This is a genomic window from Streptomyces sp. NPDC059355, from assembly GCF_042752335.1.
Taxonomy (GTDB): domain Bacteria; phylum Actinomycetota; class Actinomycetes; order Streptomycetales; family Streptomycetaceae; genus Streptomyces.
On sequence record NZ_JBHYXN010000037.1, the window covers coordinates 51,598 to 72,525 of the forward strand.

The window sequence follows — 20,928 nt, forward strand, 5'->3', positions numbered from 1 at the left end:
GACCGGGGTAAACATCACTTCAACTCCGCCGTCCGGGGCACGAAAACGGCAAATCGGCAGATCAGAAGGGCCGGAACTCGTCGTACTCCTGCTGCACCGAGTCCCCGCGCTGCGCTTCCTTCTCCTTGCGGCGGGTGGTGGCCGGACGCGGGGCCTCCAGGCGGTGGTCCTCACCGCGGCGGCCCAGCATCTCGGCGCCGGCCATCATGGTCGGCTCCCAGTCGAAGACGACCGCGTTCTCGTCGGAGCCGATGGCGACACCGTCGCCGGCGCGGGCGCCGGCCTTCTTCAGCGCCTCCTCGACACCGAGGCGGTTGAGGCGGTCGGCCAGGTAGCCCACGGCCTCGTCGTTGTTGAAGTCGGTCTGGCGGACCCAGCGCTCCGGCTTCTCGCCGCGCACGTTGTAGACATCCTCGACCTCGTCGTACGTGACGGTGAAGCCGGCGTCGTCCACGGCCTTCGGGCGGATGACGATACGGGTCGCCTCCTCCTTCGGCTTGCGGGCGCGCGCCTTGGCGATGCCCTCGGCGAGGAAGTACGAGAGCTCCTTGAGGCCCGTACGGGCGACCGCGGAGACCTCGAAGACCTTGTAGCCGCGGGCCTCCAGGTCCGGGCGGACCATGTCGGCGAGCTCCTGGCCGTCGGGGATGTCGACCTTGTTCAGGACGACGAGGCGCGGGCGCTTCTCCAGACCGCCACCGTAGAGCTTGAGCTCCTCCTCGATGATGTCGAGGTCGGCGATCGGGTCGCGGTCGGACTCCAGCGTGGCGGTGTCCAGGACGTGCACCAGCACCGAGCAGCGCTCGACGTGGCGCAGGAACTCCAGGCCGAGGCCCTTGCCCTGGCTGGCGCCGGGGATGAGGCCCGGGACGTCGGCGATCGTGTAGACGGTCGAGCCGGCCGTGACGACGCCCAGGTTCGGGACGAGGGTGGTGAAGGGGTAGTCCGCGATCTTCGGCTTGGCGGAGGAGAGCACCGAGATCAGCGAGGACTTGCCGGCGCTCGGGAAGCCGACGAGGGCCACGTCGGCGACGGTCTTGAGCTCCAGGACGACGTCGCCCGTGGTGCCGGGGACGCCGAGGAGCGCGAAGCCGGGGGCCTTGCGGCGGGCGGAGGACAGCGCGGCGTTGCCGAGGCCGCCGCGACCGCCCTCGGCGGCCACGTAGGTGGTGCCCTGGCCGACGAGGTCGGCGAGGACGTTGCCCTCCTTGTCGAGGACGACGGTGCCGTCCGGCACGGGCAGGACCAGGTCCTGGCCGTCCTTGCCGGAGCGGTTGTCGCCCGCGCCGGGCTTGCCGTTGGTGGCCTTGCGGTGGGGGCTGTGGTGGTAGTCCAGCAGGGTGGTGATCGCCTGCTCGACGACCAGGATCACGTCGCCGCCACGGCCGCCGTTTCCGCCGTCGGGGCCGCCGAGCGGCTTGAACTTCTCCCGGTGAACGGAGGCGCAGCCGTGGCCCCCGTTACCCGCGGCGACATGCAGCTCGACGCGGTCCACGAAGGTGGTCATGGTTGTTCCTCCAGATACATACGGGAATGTCCCAGGCAGGCCTTGCTGCCCATTAAACGTGCCTAAGCGCGCCTAAGCGTGCCTATGTGCCAACGCGCCGAGGGCGGACCTCTCTTCCCGGCTTGCGCCGGAAAGAGTTGAGATCCGCCCTCGGGAAGTTACGTACCGCTGATCAGCAGGAGCTGGATCAGGCGGCCGGAACGATGTTGACGACCTTGCGGCCACGGTGCGTGCCGAACTGCACGGCACCGGCCTGCAGCGCGAACAGCGTGTCGTCGCCACCACGACCGACACCCGAACCCGGGTGGAAGTGGGTGCCGCGCTGGCGGACGAGGATCTCACCAGCGGAAACGACCTGACCGCCGAAGCGCTTCACGCCGAGCCGCTGGGCATTGGAGTCGCGCCCGTTCCGAGTGGACGATGCGCCCTTCTTGTGTGCCATGTCTCAGTCCCTCTTACTTCGCAGCCGCGGGGATACCGGTGACCTTGATCGCCGTGTACTGCTGGCGGTGACCCTGGCGACGGCGGTAGCCGGTCTTGTTCTTGTAGCGCAGGATGTCGATCTTGGCGCCCTTGTGGTGGTCCACGATCTCGGCCTGGACCTTGATCCCGGCCAGCACCCACGGGTCGCTGGTCACGGCGTCGCCGTCGACAACGAGCAGGGTCGAGAGCTCGACCGTGTCGCCAACCTTGGCAGTGGAAATCTTGTCAACCTCAACGATGTCACCAACAGCAACCTTGTGCTGGCGACCACCGCTGCGCACGATGGCGTACACGCGGATCTCTCTCTCACTCGGGACGGGTGCTCCTGAAGCCAGCCGCTCAGGCAGTCCCCGCTTGCGGGGGGACCGAACTGATCCGGATTGGACGAGCGGCCTCTCCTGCGGGCGATGCCCGGCGGAGGAAGGTGCTCAGGAGCGCGACGCGCACTAGACGTAATCATCTAGGACATGCCGACGGTCTAGGTTACGGGGCCGGTTCCGGAGGGTCAAACCGGGCCCCGTGCAGGCCGTGGGCCCCGCCTCCCGGCGGGGCCCACGGCCGTGCGGCGGATCAGGCTTCGTCGGCCGGAGCCGAGACGGAGGGCAGCGACTGCTGCTCGGCCGCCGCGGTCTTCTTCGTCGCCCGCTTCGCCACGGTCTTCTTGGCCGTCGCCTTCTTCGCGACGGTCTTCTTGGCGGCCGTCGCCTTCTTGGCGGCGGTGGCCTTCTTCGCCGGGGCCTTCTTGGCGGCCGTCTTGCGGACCGCCTTCTTGGCCGGCTTCTCGGCCTCGACGGCCTCCGCTTCCTCGGCCGGGGCCGGGGCGGCCTCGGGCTCGGCGGCGGGGGTCTCGACGACCACCACGGCAGCCTCCGCCGCGCCGGCCGGGGAGCCGGCGGGTGCGGTGGCCTTACGGGTGGCACGGCGACGCGGACGGGCCGGAGCGGCCTCGGCCGCGGGGGCCTCCTCGACCGGCGCCTCGGCCACCGGGGCCGCTACGACGGCCTCGGGCTCCGGGGCGGCCGCCTCGACCGGCTCCGGCGTCTGCTCCGGCTCGGCTGCGGTCTCGGCCACCGGGGCCGGGGCCGTGGCCTTGCGGGTGGCCCGGCGACGGGTACGGCCCTTGGGCGCGGCCTCGACCGTCTCGACCGTCTCGGCGGCCTCGGCGGCCTCCGCGACGACCTCGGCGGCCGGCTCCAGCACCGTGTCGGCCGGCTCGGTCACCGGGGCGGCCAGGGCGACCGGCTCGACGACGGGCTCGGCGACCGGCTCGGCCACGGGGGCCGGCGCCGGGACGGCCGCACCGCGCGGGGCACCCGCCGGGGCGGTCGCCTTGCGGGTGGCACGGCGGCGGTTGCGGCGGCCGCTCAGGCCGGCCGCGGCCTCCGCCTCCGCCGGGCTGCCGTAGAGCTCCTCGTCCGCTACGAACGCCGGCTCGGGCAGCGCCACCGGCGCCGCGAGCTCGGCGGCCACCTCGGCCTCGGTCTCGGTCTCGGCTTCGAGGACCTCGACGGTCTCGACGCCCTCGATCTCGTGGTCGTGCTCGTGCCCGCGGCCGCCGCGACGCTTGGCGCGCTTGCCGTTGCCACCGCCGCCGACCACGGTCGGCGTCTCCATGTGCACGATCACACCGCGTCCGTTGCAGTGGACACAGGTCTCGGAGAAGGACTCCAGCAGGCCCTGGCCCACCCGCTTGCGGGTCATCTGGACCAGGCCCAGCGAGGTCACCTCGGCGACCTGGTGCTTCGTACGGTCGCGGCCCAGGCACTCCAGCATCCGCCGCAGGACCAGGTCGCGGTTGGACTCCAGGACCATGTCGATGAAGTCGATGACGACGATGCCGCCGAGGTCGCGCAGGCGCAGCTGGCGCACGATCTCCTCGGCCGCCTCCAGGTTGTTCCTGGTGACGGTCTCTTCGAGGTTGCCGCCCTGACCGGTGAACTTGCCGGTGTTGACGTCGATGACGATCATCGCCTCGGTCTTGTCGATCACGAGGGAACCGCCCGAGGGCAGCCACACCTTGCGGTCGAGCGCCTTGGCGAGCTGCTCGTCGATCCGGTACGTCGCGAAGACGTCGACCTCGGAGGTCCAGCGCGACAGCCGGTCGGCCAGGTCCGGGGCCACGTGGTTCACGTAGCCGTGGATGGTCTCCCAGGCGGTGTCACCGCTGACGATGACCTTCGAGAAGTCCTCGTTGAAGATGTCGCGCACGACGCGGACGGTCATGTCCGGCTCGCCGTACAGCAGGCTCGGCGAAGAGGTCGAGATCTGCTTCGACTTCTTCTGGATGTCCTCCCACTGGGCCTGCAGACGCTCGACGTCGCGGCGCAGCTCGTCCTCGCTCGCGCCCTCGGCGGCGGTGCGCACGATGACGCCCGCGTCCTCGGGGACGATCTTCTTGAGGATGGTCTTCAGGCGGGCGCGCTCGGTGTCGGGCAGCTTGCGGCTGATGCCGGTCATCGAGCCCTCGGGCACGTAGACCAGGTAGCGGCCGGGCAGCGAGACCTGGCTGGTCAGGCGGGCACCCTTGTGGCCGATCGGGTCCTTGGTGACCTGCACCAGGACCGACTGGCCGGACTTGAGGGCGGATTCGATGCGGCGCGGCCCGTTGGCCATGCCGAGCGCCTCGAAGTTGACCTCACCGGCGTACAGGACGGCGTTGCGGCCCTTGCCGATGTCGATGAAGGCGGCCTCCATCGACGGCAGCACGTTCTGGACCTTGCCCAGGTAGACGTTGCCGACGTACGAGGTGGCTTCTTCCTTGTTGACGTAGTGCTCGACGAGCACGTTGTCCTCGAGGACGCCGATCTGGGTGCGCTCGCCGGCCTGGCGGACGACCATGACGCGCTCGACGGCCTCGCGGCGGGCCAGGAACTCGGCCTCGGTGATGATCGGGACGCGGCGGCGGCCCTGCTCGCGGCCCTCGCGGCGCCGCTGCTTCTTCGCCTCCAGACGGGTCGAGCCCTTGATGGACTGCACCTCGTCGGACGGCTCGGCCTTCTCGCGGGCCGGGCGCGGCTCGCGGACCTTGACGACGGTGCGTACGCCGTCGTCCTCGCCCGCTTCACCGTCGGCACCGGAGTCACCGCTGCGGCGGCGACGGCGACGACGACGACGGCTGGAGCTGGAGCCCAGGGCGCCGGTCTCCTCGTCGTCCTCGGCCTCTTCCTCTTCGGCCTCCTGCTCGGCGGCCTCGGCTTCGGCCTCGTCCTCGGCGGACTCGTCCAGGTCGGCGGCCTCACCGCGGCGGCGGCGACGGCCACCGCGACGGCGGCGGCGGGAAGGGCGCTCGCCCGTCTCGTCGCCCTCTTCGAACTCGGCGTTCTCTTCGTCGAGCTCGGCGGCCTCGGCCTCGTCCTCGACACGCTCCACGTCGGCCAGGGAGACCGGCGCGGACTCGGCGACCGGGGCGGCCTCGACCGCACCGCGGCCACGGCGACGGCGACGGCCGGCCGGCTGGGCGGCGGGGGCCTGGACGACCTCGGCCTCGGCTTCGAGCTCTTCCTCTTCCTCGACCTCTTCCGCCTCGGCGGCCGCGGCGGCGGCCGCTGCGGCCATGGCGGCGGTCTCCGGGGTCTGGAACATCGGCTCGGCGAAGACCGGCGCCTGGAACACGGCGACGGCGGGGCGCACGGCGCGGCGGCCACGGGCCGGAGCGGCGGGCTCTTCGGCAGCGGGCTGCGGCGCGGCGGCCGGAGCGGCCGGAGCGGCGGACGCGGCGGAGCGGGTGGCGCGGCGGCGGCCGCCGCGCTTCGGGGAGTCCACGGCGTCGGCGACGGTGACGGTGGCCTTCGGCGCGGGCGCCTCGGCGGCGGACTCGACGACCTCGGCAGCGGCTGCCGGGGTCTCGGGAGCGGTGACGGCACGGGTCGCACGGCGACGGGCACGCGGCGCCGGAGCGGCGGGCTCCTCGACGACCGGGGCGGGCGCAGCGGCAGCCTCGACGGCCTCGACGACCACCTCGGCAGCGGCCGGAGCCTCGGGGGCGGTGACGGCACGGGTCGCACGGCGACGGGCACGGGCCGGGGCGGCGGCCGGAGCGGCCTCCTCGGCTGCGGGGGCGGCCGGAGCGGCCTCCTCGGCTGCCGGAGCGGCCTCGGCGGCGGCCGGAGCCTCGGGAGCGGTGACGGCACGGGTGGCACGGCGACGGGCACGCGGCGCCGGAGCGGCGGGCTCCTCGACGACCGGGGCGGGCGCAGCGGCAGCCTCGACGGCCTCGGCAGCGGCTGCCAGGGTCTCGGGAGCGGTGACGGCACGGGTCGCACGGCGGCGGGCACGGGCCGGGGCGGCGGCCGGAGCGGCCTCCTCGGCTGCGGGGGCGGCCGGAGCGGTCTCGGCCTCGGTCACCGCGGCGGGGGCGACAGGCGTCCCACCGGGCGGTCCCGCGGGCCGCGACGCGGCACGGCGACGCCTGCGCGGAGGCAGGTTGTCGCTCGGGCTGCCGCTGTCGGCGCCACCGGTGGTGTTGTTGGTTTCGTTGTTGAGCATGCGGGCGGTTCTCCCGTCACGCTCCCGGGCGCCGCGGCTGACTTCCGGTCCGGCTCGGTTCCGCGCCGATCAGCGCGGAACCGGCCTCCGGGGCGCGTTCGCCACACGGGAGCTGTAGTCCATGGCCGCCGGTTCCGTACGTCTTGTCCGTACGGCCTGGCGGAAGTCTTCAGGTCAGTGCGCGGCCCGACCCAGGTGGCTCCCGAGTGCCAGGGCTGCGCGACGACGACGATCCCTACGCGGCGGGACCTTCCGGCGCCTTCGCGTCGGCTGCTACGGCGGCCGTGGGTGGGGCGGCCGTGACAGCCTCGCGGTCGGGCGCGAGCGGGTCGGTCACCGTGCCGGACTCCTCGTCGAAGAGCCCCTGCGCCAGCCTGGTCACCGCTGCGGGGACCGGCGGCGCCAGGTCGGCCACAGCTTGGAGACCGGACAGGACGTCGTCGGGTCGAACGGCAGGTGTCAGATGCCGAACAACCAGCCGCAGTATCGCACAGGCATTGTCCGGCGTCCTATCAGCCGGCGCGGGAACCGTTACGAGGCTGACCACGGCGCCCCGGGTGTCGAAGGTGCGCAGGCCGTTCTTGGTGCGGCGCTGCACCTCCACCGCCTCGGCGGCGAGGAAGGCCTCGACCGCCCGCTGGGCGTCGGCGCCCTCCACGCCCTCGAGCCGCAGCTCCCACACGGAGGCGGTCAGCCGGTCGGCGAGCCCGCTGGTACGGGCCTCGACGGCCTCGGTGATGTCGAGTCCGACCGGCATCGACTCGTCGAGCAGTTCGCGGAGCTTCTCGGGGTCGCGGGCCTCGGCGAGCGCGATCTCCAGGTACTCGGCCTCGCTGCCGGTGCCGGTCGGCGCGGCGTTCGCGTACGACACGCGGGGGTGCGGGGTGAAGCCCGCCGAGTACGCCATGGGCACCTCGGCGCGGCGCAGGGCCCGCTCGAACGCGCGCTGGAAGTCTCGGTGGCTGGTGAACCGGAGGCGGCCGCGCTTGGTGTAGCGCAGTCGGATGCGCTGCACCACCGGTGCGGGGGGCGGGCCTTCGGGCTGTCGCTTGCCCAGTGGTTCTTCTCCTTGTGCGGGGCTCCGCGGCTCGCGCGTCGCCCTGAGGTCCTGTGAGCCGGCGGGCCACGCCGTGCCCTCTCGGCTCACCCCTGCTGGTGCAGGGAGTGCTCGGGGGCCGGCGGGTTGCTCACGGCTGTCGTACTACCCAGAGTACGCGCCTGTGACCTCACCGGTTCCCGGCCGGGGCTCCCGAACAGCGCCTTTCGCACTTCGGCCCGGACCTCGCGGACGGTGGTGCGGACCGAGCGCCACACCTCCCGTACGACATGTCCGAAGGGTGTCAGTACGTGCCGGTACACCTGCGCCGCGGGCCAGCCGACGAGCACCCGTACGGCCAGCCGGACCCCGCGCCACAGGGCCCGGACGATCCGCCCGGCGACGTGCCAGGCCCAGACGAGCACCTGCCCGAGCGGCACGAGCACGTGCCGGTACACCGGTACCGCCACGCCCCGGCCCAGGGCCAGACGAACACCAGCTTGAGCAGCGCCGTCAGCACCCGGCCGATCCCGCGCAGAACGGGCTGCAGCACGTACGCGGAGAGGGGCGCCAGCACATGCCGCGCAGCGGCCTGCCCGAACGCGACGAGCAGATCCCAAACCACCCGTACGGGCAGTACGACGATCAACGCCACGATCTTGACGGGCACCCGGACGACGCCCACCAGGCATCCTTCGCCGCCGTCACCGGGAGGTCGCTTGTCGAGTTCCATACCCGTAGGACACGAGCGAGGCCCCCACCCGTTGCGGGTGGGGGCCTCTCGTGACTCAAGGGTTACGTCTCACTTCACGACCGACAGGGGAAGGAGCTTCTTGCCCGTGGGGCCGATCTGGATGTGGGTGTCCATCTGGGGGCAGACGCCGCAGTCGAAGCACGGGGTCCAGCGGCAGTCGTCGACCTCGGTCTCGTCGAGGGCGTCCTGCCAGTCCTCCCAGAGCCAGTCCTTGTCGAGACCGGAGTCCAGGTGGTCCCAGGGCAGGACCTCCTCGTACGTGCGCTCACGCGTGGTGTACCAGGCCACGTCCACGCCGTAGGCCGGCAGCGTCTTCTCCGCGGCCTCCATCCAGCGGTCGTACGAGAAGTGCTCGCGCCAGCCGTCGAAGCGGCCGCCCGACTCGTACACGGCGCGGATGACGTCGCCGATGCGGCGGTCGCCGCGCGAGAGGAGGCCCTCGACGATGCCCGGCTTGCCGTCGTGGTAGCGGAAGCCGATCGAGCGGCCGTACTTCTTGTCCCCGCGGAGCTTGTCGCGGAGCTTGCCGAGACGGGCATCCGTCTCCTCGGCCGACAGCTGCGGCGCCCACTGGAACGGGGTGTGCGGCTTGGGCACGAACCCGCCGATCGACACCGTGCAGCGGATGTCGTTCTGGCCGGAGACCTCGCGGCCCTTGGCGATGACGTTGACCGCCATGTCGCCGATCTGGAGCACGTCCTCGTCGGTCTCGGTGGGCAGGCCGACCATGAAGTACAGCTTGACCTGGCGCCAGCCGTTGCCGTACGCGGTGGCGACGGTCCGAATCAGGTCCTCTTCCGAGACCATCTTGTTGATGACCTTGCGCATGCGCTCGGAGCCGCCCTCGGGGGCGAAGGTCAGACCGGAGCGGCGGCCGTTGCGGGTCAGCTCGTTCGCCAGGTCCACGTTGAACGCGTCCACGCGGGTCGACGGCAGGGACAGGCCCACCTTGTCGTCCGTGTAGCGGTCCGCGAGGCCCTTGGCGATCTCGGCGATCTCGGTGTGGTCCGCGGAGGACAGGGAGAGGAGGCCGACTTCCTCGAAGCCCGTCGCCTTGAGGCCCTTCTCCACCATCTCGCCGATGCCGGTGATGCTTCGCTCCCGCACGGGGCGCGTGATCATGCCGGCCTGGCAGAAACGGCAGCCGCGGGTGCAGCCTCGGAAGATCTCGACGGACATCCGCTCGTGGACGGTCTCGGCGAGCGGGACCAGCGGCTGCTTCGGGTACGGCCACTCGTCGAGGTCCATGACCGTGTGCTTGGACACGCGGTACGGGACGCCCGACTTGTTCGGCGCGACGCGCGCGATGCGGCCGTCGGGCAGGTAGTCGACGTCGTAGAAGCCCGGCACGTAGACCTGGCCGGTCTTGGCGAGGCGGAAGAGGACCTCTTCACGCCCGCCCGGACGGCCCTCGGCCTTCCACGTGCGGATGATCTCGGTCATGTCGAGGACGGCCTGCTCGCCGTCGCCGATGACCGCGCAGTCGATGAACTCCGCGATCGGCTCGGGGTTGAAGGCCGCGTGGCCGCCCGCGAGGACGATGGGGTGGTCGACCGTGCGGTTCCTGGCCTCCAGCGGGATGCCCGCCAGGTCCAGCGCCGTGAGCATGTTCGTGTAGCCCAGCTCCGTGGAGAAGGACAGGCCGAACACGTCGAAGGCGCCCACGGGGCGGTGGCTGTCCACGGTGAACTGCGGCACCTTGTGCTCGCGCATCAGTTCTTCGAGGTCCGGCCACACGCTGTACGTGCGCTCCGCGAGCACGCCCTCGCGCTCGTTCAGCACCTCGTACAGGATCATGACGCCCTGGTTGGGCAGCCCCACCTCGTACGCGTCCGGGTACATGAGCGCCCAGCGGACGTCACACGAATCCCACGGCTTGACGGTGGAGTTGAGTTCACCGCCGACGTACTGGATGGGCTTCTGCACATGCGGGAGCAGAGCTTCGAGCTGTGGGAAGACCGACTCGGACATCACGCGACTTTCGTGAAGCTGGCAGGGGGCGACTCTCAAGCGTAACCCGAGGCGCAGCCGCCCCCTGCCGCCGTGATCGCCTCCTAGGCGCCCAGCTCCGCCCGGAGCGCGGGGTCCGAGGCTTGCCCCCATACGTCCGGAAGCTCCCGCTCACCCTGTGCGGCCAGGGCCTCCTCGCGGGCGTAGAGCACGCCCCAGGTGAAAGCGGACTCTCCCGCTCCGGCCGCTTGGGCGCCGAGGCCGCGCAGGGCCTCGCGGGCGACGACGCTGTCCTGGTGGTCGCCGAGCAGGCTCTGGACCGATTTCATGGCCTTGGCCAGCTGCTTCGCCGCTTTGCCGAGCTCGGCGGTGGCCGCCTCCGCCGCGTAGCGGGCGCGCTTGGCGGCCTTGCGGGCCTCGTGAAGGGCCAGGTCACGCCCCTCGCCCGGGTCCAGGTCGAGGGCTCCGGCGACTCGGGTGGCGAGCCGTTCGTAGTCCTTGAGGACGGCCTTGGGCAGGGCCTGGGCGGCCGGCTTGGCAGCGCCGGGGAGCAGGGGCGGCTCGGCCAGCAGTGCGTCGAGGGCGTCGAGCAGGGCCGCGTACCTCTTGGCGTCGAGGGCGGCCAGCGCGCGGCGCCGGGTCGCCGAGCGGCGGGCGTTGTTCCACGTCCGCAGGCGGCCGCGGACGGGTCCGACCACGAGGGTGCGGGGGAGCTCGGAGACGTGGGTCTGGATGCGGTCGAAGAGGACTTCCTGGTCGCGGTCGAGGCCGAGCTCTGCGGCCAGCCAGCGGAGCTCCTCGCCGATCGGATCGGTGACGCCGCGGTCGAGGACCTTGCGGTACGTCTTGAAGGCGCTGCGCGTCCGGCGGCAGGCGATCCGCATCTGGTGGACGGAGTCCGGCAGGTTGCGGCGGACCGCGGGGTCCTGGGCGACGAGCGCGTCGCGCTGTTCACGCAGGTACGAGAGGACCAGCGCGCCCGCGGTGCCCTCGGTGGCGGCGGGCCCGGGCCGCGGCGGCGGCTCGGTGCCCGTCTCGGTGAGGGCCCGGGCGAGTTTGGAGGGGGCGTCGGAGACCTTGAGCCCGGCTTTGCGGAACCTCTTCTCGACGGCGTCGAGGAGCGCGGGGTCGACGCCGTCGGCGAGTTCGACCTCGACCTCGGTCCACGCCGCCGCCGCCTCGTCCCGCTCGGCGCGGACGGCATCGGTCGAGAGCTCCGCGAGGAGCGCGCCTTCGGCGTCGAGGAGGTGGGTCACGCGACGGGAGGAGAGGAGCCGGACCTGCGGCTCCAGGACGCTGTCGCGGACGCGGGAGCGGACGAGGGCGGCGAGGGCGCGCGGGAGGGTGCCGCCGAGGGGTGCGGTGACCTCGTCGCGGACGCCCGGGGAGACGGGCAGTTTGAGGTGCCAGCCGGCGTCCGCGCCGCCGGTGCGCCGCCGGAGGGTGAGGCCGTCAGCGGCGAGCCGCTGGTCGGGGGTGTCGTAGTAGACCGCGTCGAGGTCGATGGTGCCCTGGTCGGCGACGGCCGCGATCGCGGCCGTGCCGGTCAGGTCCGGGACTCCGCGGCGCGCGGCCTTGCTCGTCGTGAACTCGAATTTGCGCTCGATCTCGCGTTTCGTGTCCGCCATGCAACGAACTTAGTCCTGAACGGATCACCACGGCAGGGTGAACGGGAAATCGACGGCGGAACCGGCCGAAGATCGGCCCCGCTAGGCCGACATCGGCCGTTGCACCCTGATCGACTGCAGCAGTCCGACCGCCACCCACACCGCGAACATGGACGAGCCTCCGTAGGAGACGAACGGCAGCGGCAGCCCCGCCACCGGCATGATCCCGAGGGTCATCCCGATGTTCTCGAAGGCCTGGAAGGCGAACCAGGCGATGATCCCGGCGCACACGATCGTCCCGTACAGCTCGGTGGTCTCACGGGCGATCATGCAGGCACGCCAGAGGATGATGCCGAGCAGGACCAGGATCAGCCCGGCGCCGAGGAAGCCGAGCTCCTCCCCCGCCACCGTGAAGACGAAGTCGGTCTGCTGCTCGGGCACGAACTGGCCGGTGGTCTGCGAGCCCTTGAAGAGCCCGGAGCCGGTCAGTCCGCCGGAGCCGATCGCGATCCGCGCCTGGTTGGTGTTGTAGCCGACGCCCGCGGGGTCGAGGTCGGGGTTGGCGAAGGCCGCGAAGCGGTTGATCTGGTACTCGTCGAGCACGCCGAGCTGCCAGATCAGGATGGCCCCGGCCGCGCCGGAGCCCATCAGCCCGACCACCCAGCGGTTGGAGGCGCCCGAGGCGAGCAGGACGCCGAGCACGATGACGACCATGACCATGACGGAGCCGAGGTCGGGCATCAGCATGACGATGCCCATCGGCGCGGCGGCCAGGCACAGCGCCTTGACCACGGTGCGGTGGTCGGGGTGGGTGAGGTCGCCCGCGTCCACCCGGGTGGCCAGCAGCATGGCCATGACCAGGATGATCGTGATCTTCACGAACTCGGAGGGCTGGAGCGAGAAGCCGCCGCCGATCACGATCCACGCGTGGGCGCCGTTGATGGTGGCGCCGAGCGGGGTGAGCACGGCGAGGATCAGCACCAGGGAGAGCCCGTACAGGATCGGCACGGCGCCGCGCAGGGTGCGGTGGCCGAGCCAGACGGTGCCGATCATCAGCACGAGGCCGATGCCGGTGTTCAGGGCGTGCCGGACCAGGAAGTAGTACGGGTCGCCCTGGTTGAGCTGGGTGCGGTTGCGGGTCGCCGACCACACCAGCAGGGCGCCGATGAAGGACAGGGCGAGCGCCGAGAGGAGGATCGGCCAGTCGAGCCGGCGCAGCACCGAGTCGCGCGAGGTCAGCTTGGCCATCGCGCCGCGCTCGGGCGCGTACCGGGATACGGAGAACTTGTTCGCGGTCTGCATCGGGGTCTCAGTCCTGCCGCGCGGCGGGCGGGGCGGGGGGACCGGCGAGCGCGGGCGCCGGTTCCTCCGGGGACGGGGGCACGTACGGCTTGATGTCGGGGGCGTCGATGGTGCCGTCGGGCCCGATGGTGGGGAGCTTCGCCTCCGGCTTGAGCAGGAAGGCCTTTTCGGTGTCCTGCTTGCCGGCCATGCTCAGACCGTAGATGGCGTTGTAGATGTTGCGGACGGCGGGTCCGGAGGCACCCGAACCGGTGCCGCCCTGGGAGATCGTCATCACGATCGTGAAGTCCTCGGTGTACGTGGCGAACCACGAGGTGGTCTGCTTGCCGTAGACCTCGGCGGTACCGGTCTTGGCGTGCATGGGGATCTGCTTCTGCGGCCAGCCGCCGAAGCGCCAGGCGGCGGTGCCGCGGGTGGCGACGCCCTCCAGGGCCTCGTTGATCTTACGGCGGGTGGCCTCCGTCATGGGCAGCTTGCCGTGGGCCTGCGGCGGGATCGGCTCGGTGTGCTTGCCGTCGGCGCTGATGACGGCCTTGCCGATGGTCGGGTTCCACAGGGTGCCGCCGTTGGAGATGGCCGCGTAGATGGTGGCCATCTGGATCGGGGTGACCAGGGTGTCGCCCTGTCCGATGGAGTAGTTGATGGCGTCACCGGCGCGCATGAGGTTGCCTTCGAGGCAGTTCTCGTACGAGAGCAGCTCGACGTAGGTGCCGCCCTTCTTCCCGGTCTTGCACCACATGTCCTTGTTGGCCTGCCAGAACTTCTGCTTCCACTCCCGGTCGGGGATCCGGCCCTTCTCCTCGCCCGGCAGGTCCACGTGGGTCTCGGCGCCCAGGCCGAACTGGTGGGCGGTCTTGTAGAAGATCTCGGCCGGGGGCTTCTTCGGGTGGAGTCCGCCGTCCTTGATCCACTGCTGGTGGCCGAGGGCGTAGAACACGGTGTCGCAGGAGACTTCGAGGGCCCGGCCGAGGGTGATGCTGCCGTGGCCCTGGGACTCGAAGTTCTTGAAGACCTGGCCGCCGATGGCGTAGGAGCTCGGGCAGGGGTATTCCCCGTCGAAGTCGTACCCGGCGTTGACCGCGGCCGCGGTCGGGATGACCTTGAAGATGGAGCCCGGGGCGGCCTGGCCCTGGATCGCCCGGTTCATCAGCGGGACGTTGGACTCCTTGGCGGTGAGCTTGGCGTAGTCCTTGCCGGAGATCCCGCCGACCCAGACGTTCGGGTCGTACGTGGGCATGGAGGCCATGGCCACGACCCGGCCCGTCTTGGACTCCAGGACGACCACGGCTCCGGCGTCGGCCTTGTAGGGGACGCCGGTGTTGCGGTCGATCTGCTTGCGGGCCTCGAGCATGGCCGCGTTCAGCTCGAACTCGGCGACGCCCTGGACGCGGGCGTCGATGCTGGTCACGAGGTGGGCGCCGGCGACCGTCGGGTCGTTCTTGGCCTGGCCCATGACCCGGCCGAGGTTGTCGACCTCGTAGCGGGTGACGCCGGACTTGCCCCGCAGGGTCCGGTCGTACGTCCGCTCCAGGCCAAAGCGGCCGACCTGGTCGGAGCGCAGCAGCGGCGAGTTGGTGTTCTTGGCCTTCTGGATCTCCTCGTCGGTGACCGGCGAGAGGTAGCCGAGCACCTGGCCGGTGTTGGCGCCGCCGGGCGCGGGGTAGCGGCGCACGGCGGTGGGCTCGGCCGTGATGCCGGGGTACTCCTCGGGGCGCTCGCGGATCTGCAGGGCCTGCTGGGTGGTGGCCTCGGTGGTGACGGGGATCGGCTGGTAGGGCGAACCGTTCCAGCAGGGTTTGGGGGTCTGGGAGTCGCAGACCCGGACCTTGTTCATGACGTCCTGGGGCTTCATGTCCAGGACGCCCGAGAGCCGGGTCAGGACGCCCTTGCCCTTGTCCTTCATCTTCATCAGCGCGGTGCGGCTCGCGGAGACGACCAGGCGGGTCTCGTTGTCTGCGATCGGGACGCCGCGGGCGTCCAGGATCGAGCCGCGGACGGCCGGCTGGACGACCTGCTGGACGTGGTTGCTCTTCGCCTCGTGGTAGTACTCGGCGCCGTTGCGGACCTGGAGGTACCACAGGCGCCCGCCGAGGGTGAAGAGGAAGGAGAGGACGAGCACCTGCATGATCACGAGTCTGATCCGCACGCGGGACGTGCGGCCGGTCTCGGGGGCATTGGTCACGGGAGCTCCTCCCTCACAGCTTCTTGACGCTCTTCACACTCTTGATCGCCTTGACGCCCTTTATCCGGCCGGCCTTGTTGGCACGGCCGCGCGCGAGCCCCCGCCGCAGGCCGCCGCGCTGGCTGCCGATGCGCAGCCCGGTACCGCCGGCGAGCCAGCCGGAGGACACGTCGGCGGCCTTGGCCGGGCCGCCGCCCGCCTCCACGGCCATCGGGTCGTTCTCGGCGCGCCGGGCCAGCGCCATGATGAACGGCACGGTGAACGGGGCGAGCAGCAGGTCGTAGAGGGTCGCGGTGAACAGCAGCCCGGTGAGCCCGACGTGGCGGGCGGCCGTGTCGCCGACGAGGGCGCCCACCCCGGCGTAGAGCAGGGTGGAGCCGATCGCGGCGGCGACGACGGTCAGCATCGGGCCCCAGGCGGAGCGGAACCGCCCGGAGTCGGGGCGGGCCAGCCCGGCGGCGTACCCGATGACGCAGAGCACGAGCGCGTACCGCCCGGCGGCGTGGTCGGCGGGCGGGGCCAGGTCGGCGAGGAGTCCGGCGGCGAAGCCGATGAGCGCGCCGCTGAGGTGCCCGTACACGAGGGCGAGGGCGACGACGGTGAGCAGGACCAGGTCGGGTACGGCGCCGGGCAGTTGCAGCCGGCCCAGGACGGAGACCTGGACGACGAGGGCGACCACGACGAGCGTGGCCGAGAGCAGGATCCGGTTGAAGCGCATGGGGGTCAGCTCCTACTCGTCGGCCGGCTTGGCGGGCCCGGTGGCGGACGGCGACGGGGTGACCGTGACGGTGACCGTCGGGGTGGGCTTCACCTCCGGCTTGGGGGGCAGCACGGCGTCGCGCGGGTCCTCGCGCGGCGGCATGACGACGACGCCGACGATGTCCAGGCGCGAGAAGCCGACGAACGGGCGGACCCAGATGGTGCGGGTCAGGTCGCCGCGCGAGGGGTCGACCTTGACGACCTCGCCGATCGGGACGCCGGGCACGAACGGCTTGTTGCCGCGGGAGCCGAAGGTCACGAGCCGGTCGCCGGGGTTGACCTTGGCCTTGCCGTTGAGCATCTGGACGGACAGCGCGCGGTCGCCCTGGCCGGTGGCGAAGCCGAGCTCGCCGGTCTTCTCCAGGCGGGTGCCCACGGTGAAGTCGGGGTCGTTGGCGAGGACGACCGTGGCGGTGTCGGGGCCGACGGTGGCGACCCGGCCGACGAGTCCCTCGCCGTTGAGCACGGTCATGTCGCGCTCGATGCCGTCCTTGCTGCCGGCGTCGATGGTGACGGTCCAGGAGAAGCCCTGGGCCGCTCCTACGGCGATGACCTCGGCGCCCTTGATGCCGTACTGTCCGGCGCCGGCCCGCTTGAGCATCTCGTCGAGCTCGTGGATGCGGCTGCGGGTCTGGTCGTCGCTGCCCAGCTTGGCCTTCAGGGCGGCGTTCTCGCGCTCCAGCGTGGCGATGCGGTTGTGCCGCTCGCCGGAGTCCCGTACGGCTCCTATCGCGTTGGCGACGGGGTCGACCGCGGTCGCGACGCCCTTCTCGACCGGGCCGAAGGCTGCTGCGGCGGCCTGCCGGGCGCCGTCGACCGGAGACTCCTCGCCTGCCCTGATGTCCACCGTGATCAATGCGAACGCGATGGCGATCAGAAGCACCAGGAGCAGCCGGCTCTCTCGTGTGTCCCTCACGTGCGGCGGCCGTGCCTTCCTCATCGGAAATTCTTTGGTCTGTATATCAACGATCCGCCGCACGGGCGCGGCAGCACCCGTACGGCGGATCCTTGTGTTCCGCATGGCCCCCGGACGGGGGTCTGTGTCAGCGCCGGGGCTGGGCGTCCAGAACCTGCTGGAGCGCCTCGAACTCCTCCACGCACTTGCCGGAGCCGAGGGCGACGGAGTCGAGCGGGTCCTCGGCGATGTGGATCGGCATGCCCGTCTCGCGGCGCAGCCGCTCGTCGAGGCCGCGCAGCAGGGCGCCGCCGCCGGTCAGCACGATGCCGCGGTCCATGATGTCGCCGGAGAGCTCGGGCGGGCACTTGTCGAGGGTCGTCTTGACCGCGTCGACGATGGCGTTGACCGGCTCCTCGATGGCCTTGCGGACCTCGGCGGCCGAGATGACGACCGTCTTGGGCAGGCCGGAGACGAGGTCGCGACCGCGGATCTCGGTGTGCTCGTCCTTGTCGAGGTCGTACGCCGACCCGATGGTGATCTTGATCTGCTCGGCCGTGCGCTCACCGAGGAGGAGCGAGTACTCCTTCTTGATGTGCTGGATGATCGCGTTGTCGAGCTCGTCGCCGGCCACCCGGATGGACTGTGCCGTGACGATTCCGCCGAGGGAGATGACGGCGACCTCGGTGGTGCCGCCGCCGATGTCCACGACCATGTTGCCGGTGGCCTCGTGGACGGGCAGGCCCGAGCCGATGGCGGCGGCCATGGGCTCTTCGATGATGTGCACCTGGCGGGCGCCGGCCTGCGTGGACGCCTCGATGACGGCGCGGCGCTCCACTCCGGTGATGCCGGAGGGGACGCAGACCACGACGCGCGGACGAGCCAGGTAGCGGCGCTTGTGGATCTTGAGGATGAAGTACCGGAGCATACGCTCGGTGATCTCGAAGTCGGCGATCACGCCGTCCTTGAGGGGCCGTACGGCGACGATGTTGCCGGGCGTCCGGCCGATCATCTTCTTCGCCTCGGAGCCGACCGCCAGAATGCCGCCGGTGTTCGTGTTGATGGCGACCACGGACGGCTCGTTCAGGACGATCCCCCGGCCCCTCACGTACACCAGCGTGTTGGCGGTCCCGAGGTCGATCGCCATGTCACGGCCGATGAACGACATGTTGTTCCCCTTGTTCCCCATGAGGAGCGTCTGGCCTTCCAGTTGATAGCGGCTGCTGTCAGGTCGGCGAGGTGGGTGTGTGGGTGGAGGCCCCATCGTAGTGCCGCAAGCATGAACACCGCGCGACGGGACTCCGGCAATCCCGCCGGAACGGAAACCCGCCCCCTTAGTGGTGACGACGTGTCCTGCACATGCGTTCCCGCTCGCGCCCGGTAATACCGAAGGGCGACCGAAATTACTTCGGTCGCCCCAGGTCATGAGCGCTATTCGGCTGATGTTACGTCAGGAAGGACTCATCAGAGGGAGGGGAAGAACAGCTTCAGCTCGCGCTCCGCGGACTCCTCGGAGTCCGAGGCGTGGATCAGGTTCTCCCGGGTGACGGTGCCGAAGTCCCCCCGGATGGAGCCGGGCGCCGCGGCGATCGGGTCAGTGGGTCCGGCCAGCTGGCGGACACCCTCGATCGCGCGTTCCCCTTCCACCACGAGGACCACGACCGGGCCGCTCGCCATGAAGCCCATGAGGGGCTCGTAGAAGGGCTTGCCCTTGTGCTCGCCGTAGTGGGCCTCCAGGGTCTCCTGGTCCAGCGTGCGCAGCTCCAGAGCGGGAACGGTCCAGCCGGCCTTCCGCTCGATGCGGCCGATGATCTCGCCGATCAGGCCTCGACGGACGGCGTCGGGCTTGAGGATGACGAGCGTGCGCTGGGTCATGTTGCGGCTCCTTGCGGCATACGGGTGCGGTCCGACGAGGCTACAGGGAGTCAGCGGAGCCCCTGCGCTGAGCCCCGGGCCCCGGGCGGCCGGGGGCCGCCGCTCCGGCCGGGGGCCGCGCCGCCTCAGGCCTGGGCCTCGCCCTGCGCCTCGCTCTGGGCCGCCCAGCGGGCCTTGATCGCGTCGATCTTGGTGCCGTAGTGCACCGAGCACCACCACAGGCCCGCGAACGCCGCGCCGAGGAAGAACATCATCGGGACGACGAACCCGCTCAGGATCAGCCCGATCTGCAGGGCCCAGCCGATCTGGACCGCGCCCGGGCGCGACAGCATCCCGCACAGCAGCACCGACAGCAGCATGGCGATCCCGCAGACCGTCCACACCGTGGCCTGGGTCAGATCCGGGTTCTTCATGGCGACCAGCCCGGCGAAACCGATCACGAAGAACTCGCCGATCAGCGTCGAAGCACACAGCGTGCGCATCCCTCAGCCCCTCTTCAGCAGCAGGCGGGCCTCGCCCACCGTGATCACGGAACCGGTCACCAGGACCCCGGCCCCTCCGTACTCGGCCTCTTCCTCCGCGAGGGTGATCGCCGCCTCCAGGGCGTCGTCCAGCCGCGGCTCCACCTGCACCCGGTCCGGCCCGAAGACCTCGACCGCCACGGCCGCCAGCTCGTCCGCGGACATCGCCCGGTGGCTGGAGTTCTCCGTGACCACGATCTCCGCGAAGATCGGCTCGAAGGCCTCCAGGACCCCCTTGACGTCCTTGCCCTCGCTCGCCGCCATGACCCCGATCAGCCGGCTGAAGCCGAAGGCCTCGGTCACCGCCTCCGCCGTGACCCGCGCGCCCGCCGGGTTGTGCGCCGCGTCCAGGACGACCGTCGGGCTGCGCCGTACGACCTCCATCCGGCCCGGCGAGGTCACCGAGGCGAAGGCCCGGCGCACGGTCTCCAGGTCCAGCTCCCGCGACTGCTCGGCGCCGACCCCGAAGAAGGCCTCGACGGCCGCCAGCGCCACCGCCGCGTTGTGGGCCATGTGGGCCCCGTACAGCGGCAGGAAGATGCCGTCGTACTCGCCGCCCACACCGCGCAGCGTCAGCATCTGCCCGCCGACCGCCACCTCGCGCGAGACGACGCCGAACTCCATGCCCTCGCGGGCCACCGTCGCGTCGACCTCGACGGCCTTCTTCAGCAGCACCTGCGCCGCGTCCACCGGCTGCTGCGCCAGGATCACGGTGGCGTCCTGCTTGATGACGCCGCCCTTCTCCTGGGCGATCTCGCCGGGCGTGGAGCCGAGCCGGTCCGTGTGGTCCAGGCTGATCGGGGTGACCACCGCGACCGCGCCGTCGATCACGTTGGTCGCGTCCCAGGTGCCGCCCATGCCCACCTCGACGACGGCCGCGTCGACCGGGGCGTCCGCGAAGGCCGCGTACGCCATGCCGGTGAGCACCTCGAAGAAGGACAGCCGGAACTCCTCGGAGGAGTCGACCATCTCCACGTACGGCTTGATGTCGTAGTACGTCTCGATGAAGCGCTCGGCGCTGATCGGGGCCCCGTCGAGGCTGATCCGCTCGGTGACCGACTGCACGTGCGGGCTGGTGTAGCGGCCGGTGCGCAGCTCGAAGGCGTTCAGCAGGGCCTCGATCATGCGGGCCGTGCTCGTCTTGCCGTTGGTGCCGGTCACGTGGATGGAGGGGTACGCGCGCTGCGGTTCGCCCAGGACGTCCATCAGCGCGGCGATGCGCGTGGCGGAAGGCTCCAGCTTGGTCTCGCCCCAGCGGGTGGAAAGCTCCTGCTCCACCTCCTGGAGCAGCCGCGCCACCTCCGGGTCGACGGGCTGCGACGATGCCGGGGCGCCCTGGGGCGGTCCGGCCTGGGCGCGCAGGGTGCGGCTGCCGGCCTCGATCACCGCCAGGTCGGGGTCACGGTCGGACTCTTCGGCCACGATCCGTTCGAAGAGATCGGAGGTCTCGTCGCGGTCGTCGGGTCCGTTGCTCTCGGGCTGCTGCTCACTCACGGGGCCAGTCTACGGACGGGGGGCCCGGGGACTTTCTACCCGGCCGTTTCAGGACCTTCGGCGGCCGTTGCGACCGGA

The 20,928-nt window shown here is 71.3% G+C and carries 16 protein-coding genes; all 16 read right to left on the minus strand.

Annotation, left to right across the window (positions count from 1 at the left end; all coding sequences use genetic code 11):
- Positions 1-61: 61 nt before the first annotated feature.
- A complete protein-coding gene (obgE, locus tag ACFXGI_RS28885) occupies positions 62-1,507 on the minus strand; it encodes a GTPase ObgE (protein WP_384712662.1) in 1,446 nt (481 codons plus the stop codon).
- Between the two features lie 187 nt (positions 1,508-1,694).
- On the minus strand, positions 1,695-1,949 hold the full coding sequence (gene rpmA / locus ACFXGI_RS28890; protein WP_030027134.1) for a 50S ribosomal protein L27: 255 nt from the start codon (positions 1,947-1,949) through the stop codon (positions 1,695-1,697).
- Positions 1,950-1,962: 13 nt separating this feature from the next.
- Positions 1,963-2,283, minus strand: a complete 321-nt coding sequence (gene rplU, locus ACFXGI_RS28895) for a 50S ribosomal protein L21 (RefSeq protein ID WP_008738952.1) — start codon at positions 2,281-2,283, stop codon at positions 1,963-1,965.
- Positions 2,284-2,560: 277 nt separating this feature from the next.
- Complete coding sequence (locus ACFXGI_RS28900; protein ID WP_384712667.1) at positions 2,561-6,475, minus strand: ribonuclease E/G; 3,915 nt, start codon at positions 6,473-6,475, stop codon at positions 2,561-2,563.
- A gap of 235 nt (positions 6,476-6,710) precedes the next feature.
- Entirely contained in the window at positions 6,711-7,490 is a 780-nt protein-coding gene (locus ACFXGI_RS28905; RefSeq protein ID WP_384712732.1) for a TIGR03936 family radical SAM-associated protein, read from the minus strand.
- A 128-nt stretch (positions 7,491-7,618) separates the two neighbouring features.
- Positions 7,619-7,981, minus strand: coding sequence for a hypothetical protein (locus ACFXGI_RS28910; protein WP_384712671.1), 363 nt, complete (start codon positions 7,979-7,981; stop codon positions 7,619-7,621).
- A 332-nt stretch (positions 7,982-8,313) separates the two neighbouring features.
- Complete coding sequence (locus ACFXGI_RS28915; RefSeq protein WP_384712673.1) at positions 8,314-10,239, minus strand: TIGR03960 family B12-binding radical SAM protein; 1,926 nt, start codon at positions 10,237-10,239, stop codon at positions 8,314-8,316.
- A gap of 80 nt (positions 10,240-10,319) precedes the next feature.
- Positions 10,320-11,843, minus strand: coding sequence for a CHAD domain-containing protein (locus ACFXGI_RS28920; protein WP_384712676.1), 1,524 nt, complete (start codon positions 11,841-11,843; stop codon positions 10,320-10,322).
- A gap of 81 nt (positions 11,844-11,924) precedes the next feature.
- On the minus strand, positions 11,925-13,124 hold the full coding sequence (gene rodA / locus ACFXGI_RS28925; RefSeq protein WP_229339745.1) for a rod shape-determining protein RodA: 1,200 nt from the start codon (positions 13,122-13,124) through the stop codon (positions 11,925-11,927).
- 7 nt (positions 13,125-13,131) lie between these two features.
- Positions 13,132-15,306: a penicillin-binding protein 2 gene (mrdA, locus tag ACFXGI_RS28930; RefSeq protein ID WP_384712680.1), complete on the minus strand. Its 2,175-nt coding sequence runs from the start codon at positions 15,304-15,306 to the stop codon at positions 13,132-13,134.
- A gap of 13 nt (positions 15,307-15,319) precedes the next feature.
- Positions 15,320-16,024 (minus strand): rod shape-determining protein MreD, encoded by a 705-nt coding sequence (gene mreD, locus ACFXGI_RS28935; protein ID WP_384712683.1) that lies wholly within the window; start codon positions 16,022-16,024, stop codon positions 15,320-15,322.
- Between the two features lie 12 nt (positions 16,025-16,036).
- On the minus strand, positions 16,037-16,981 hold the full coding sequence (gene mreC / locus ACFXGI_RS28940) for a rod shape-determining protein MreC (RefSeq protein ID WP_384712686.1): 945 nt from the start codon (positions 16,979-16,981) through the stop codon (positions 16,037-16,039).
- A gap of 127 nt (positions 16,982-17,108) precedes the next feature.
- Positions 17,109-18,128 (minus strand): rod shape-determining protein, encoded by a 1,020-nt coding sequence (locus tag ACFXGI_RS28945; RefSeq protein WP_008738981.1) that lies wholly within the window; start codon positions 18,126-18,128, stop codon positions 17,109-17,111.
- A gap of 296 nt (positions 18,129-18,424) precedes the next feature.
- Positions 18,425-18,835 (minus strand): nucleoside-diphosphate kinase, encoded by a 411-nt coding sequence (gene ndk, locus ACFXGI_RS28950; RefSeq protein WP_384712689.1) that lies wholly within the window; start codon positions 18,833-18,835, stop codon positions 18,425-18,427.
- Positions 18,836-18,960: 125 nt separating this feature from the next.
- The gene (locus tag ACFXGI_RS28955; RefSeq protein ID WP_384712692.1) at positions 18,961-19,317 is read right to left on the minus strand and encodes a DUF4233 domain-containing protein; all 357 of its coding nucleotides are present in this window, start codon (positions 19,315-19,317) and stop codon (positions 18,961-18,963) included.
- A gap of 3 nt (positions 19,318-19,320) precedes the next feature.
- Positions 19,321-20,850, minus strand: coding sequence for a bifunctional folylpolyglutamate synthase/dihydrofolate synthase (locus ACFXGI_RS28960; RefSeq protein WP_384712695.1), 1,530 nt, complete (start codon positions 20,848-20,850; stop codon positions 19,321-19,323).
- Between the last annotated feature and the right edge of the window lie 78 nt (positions 20,851-20,928).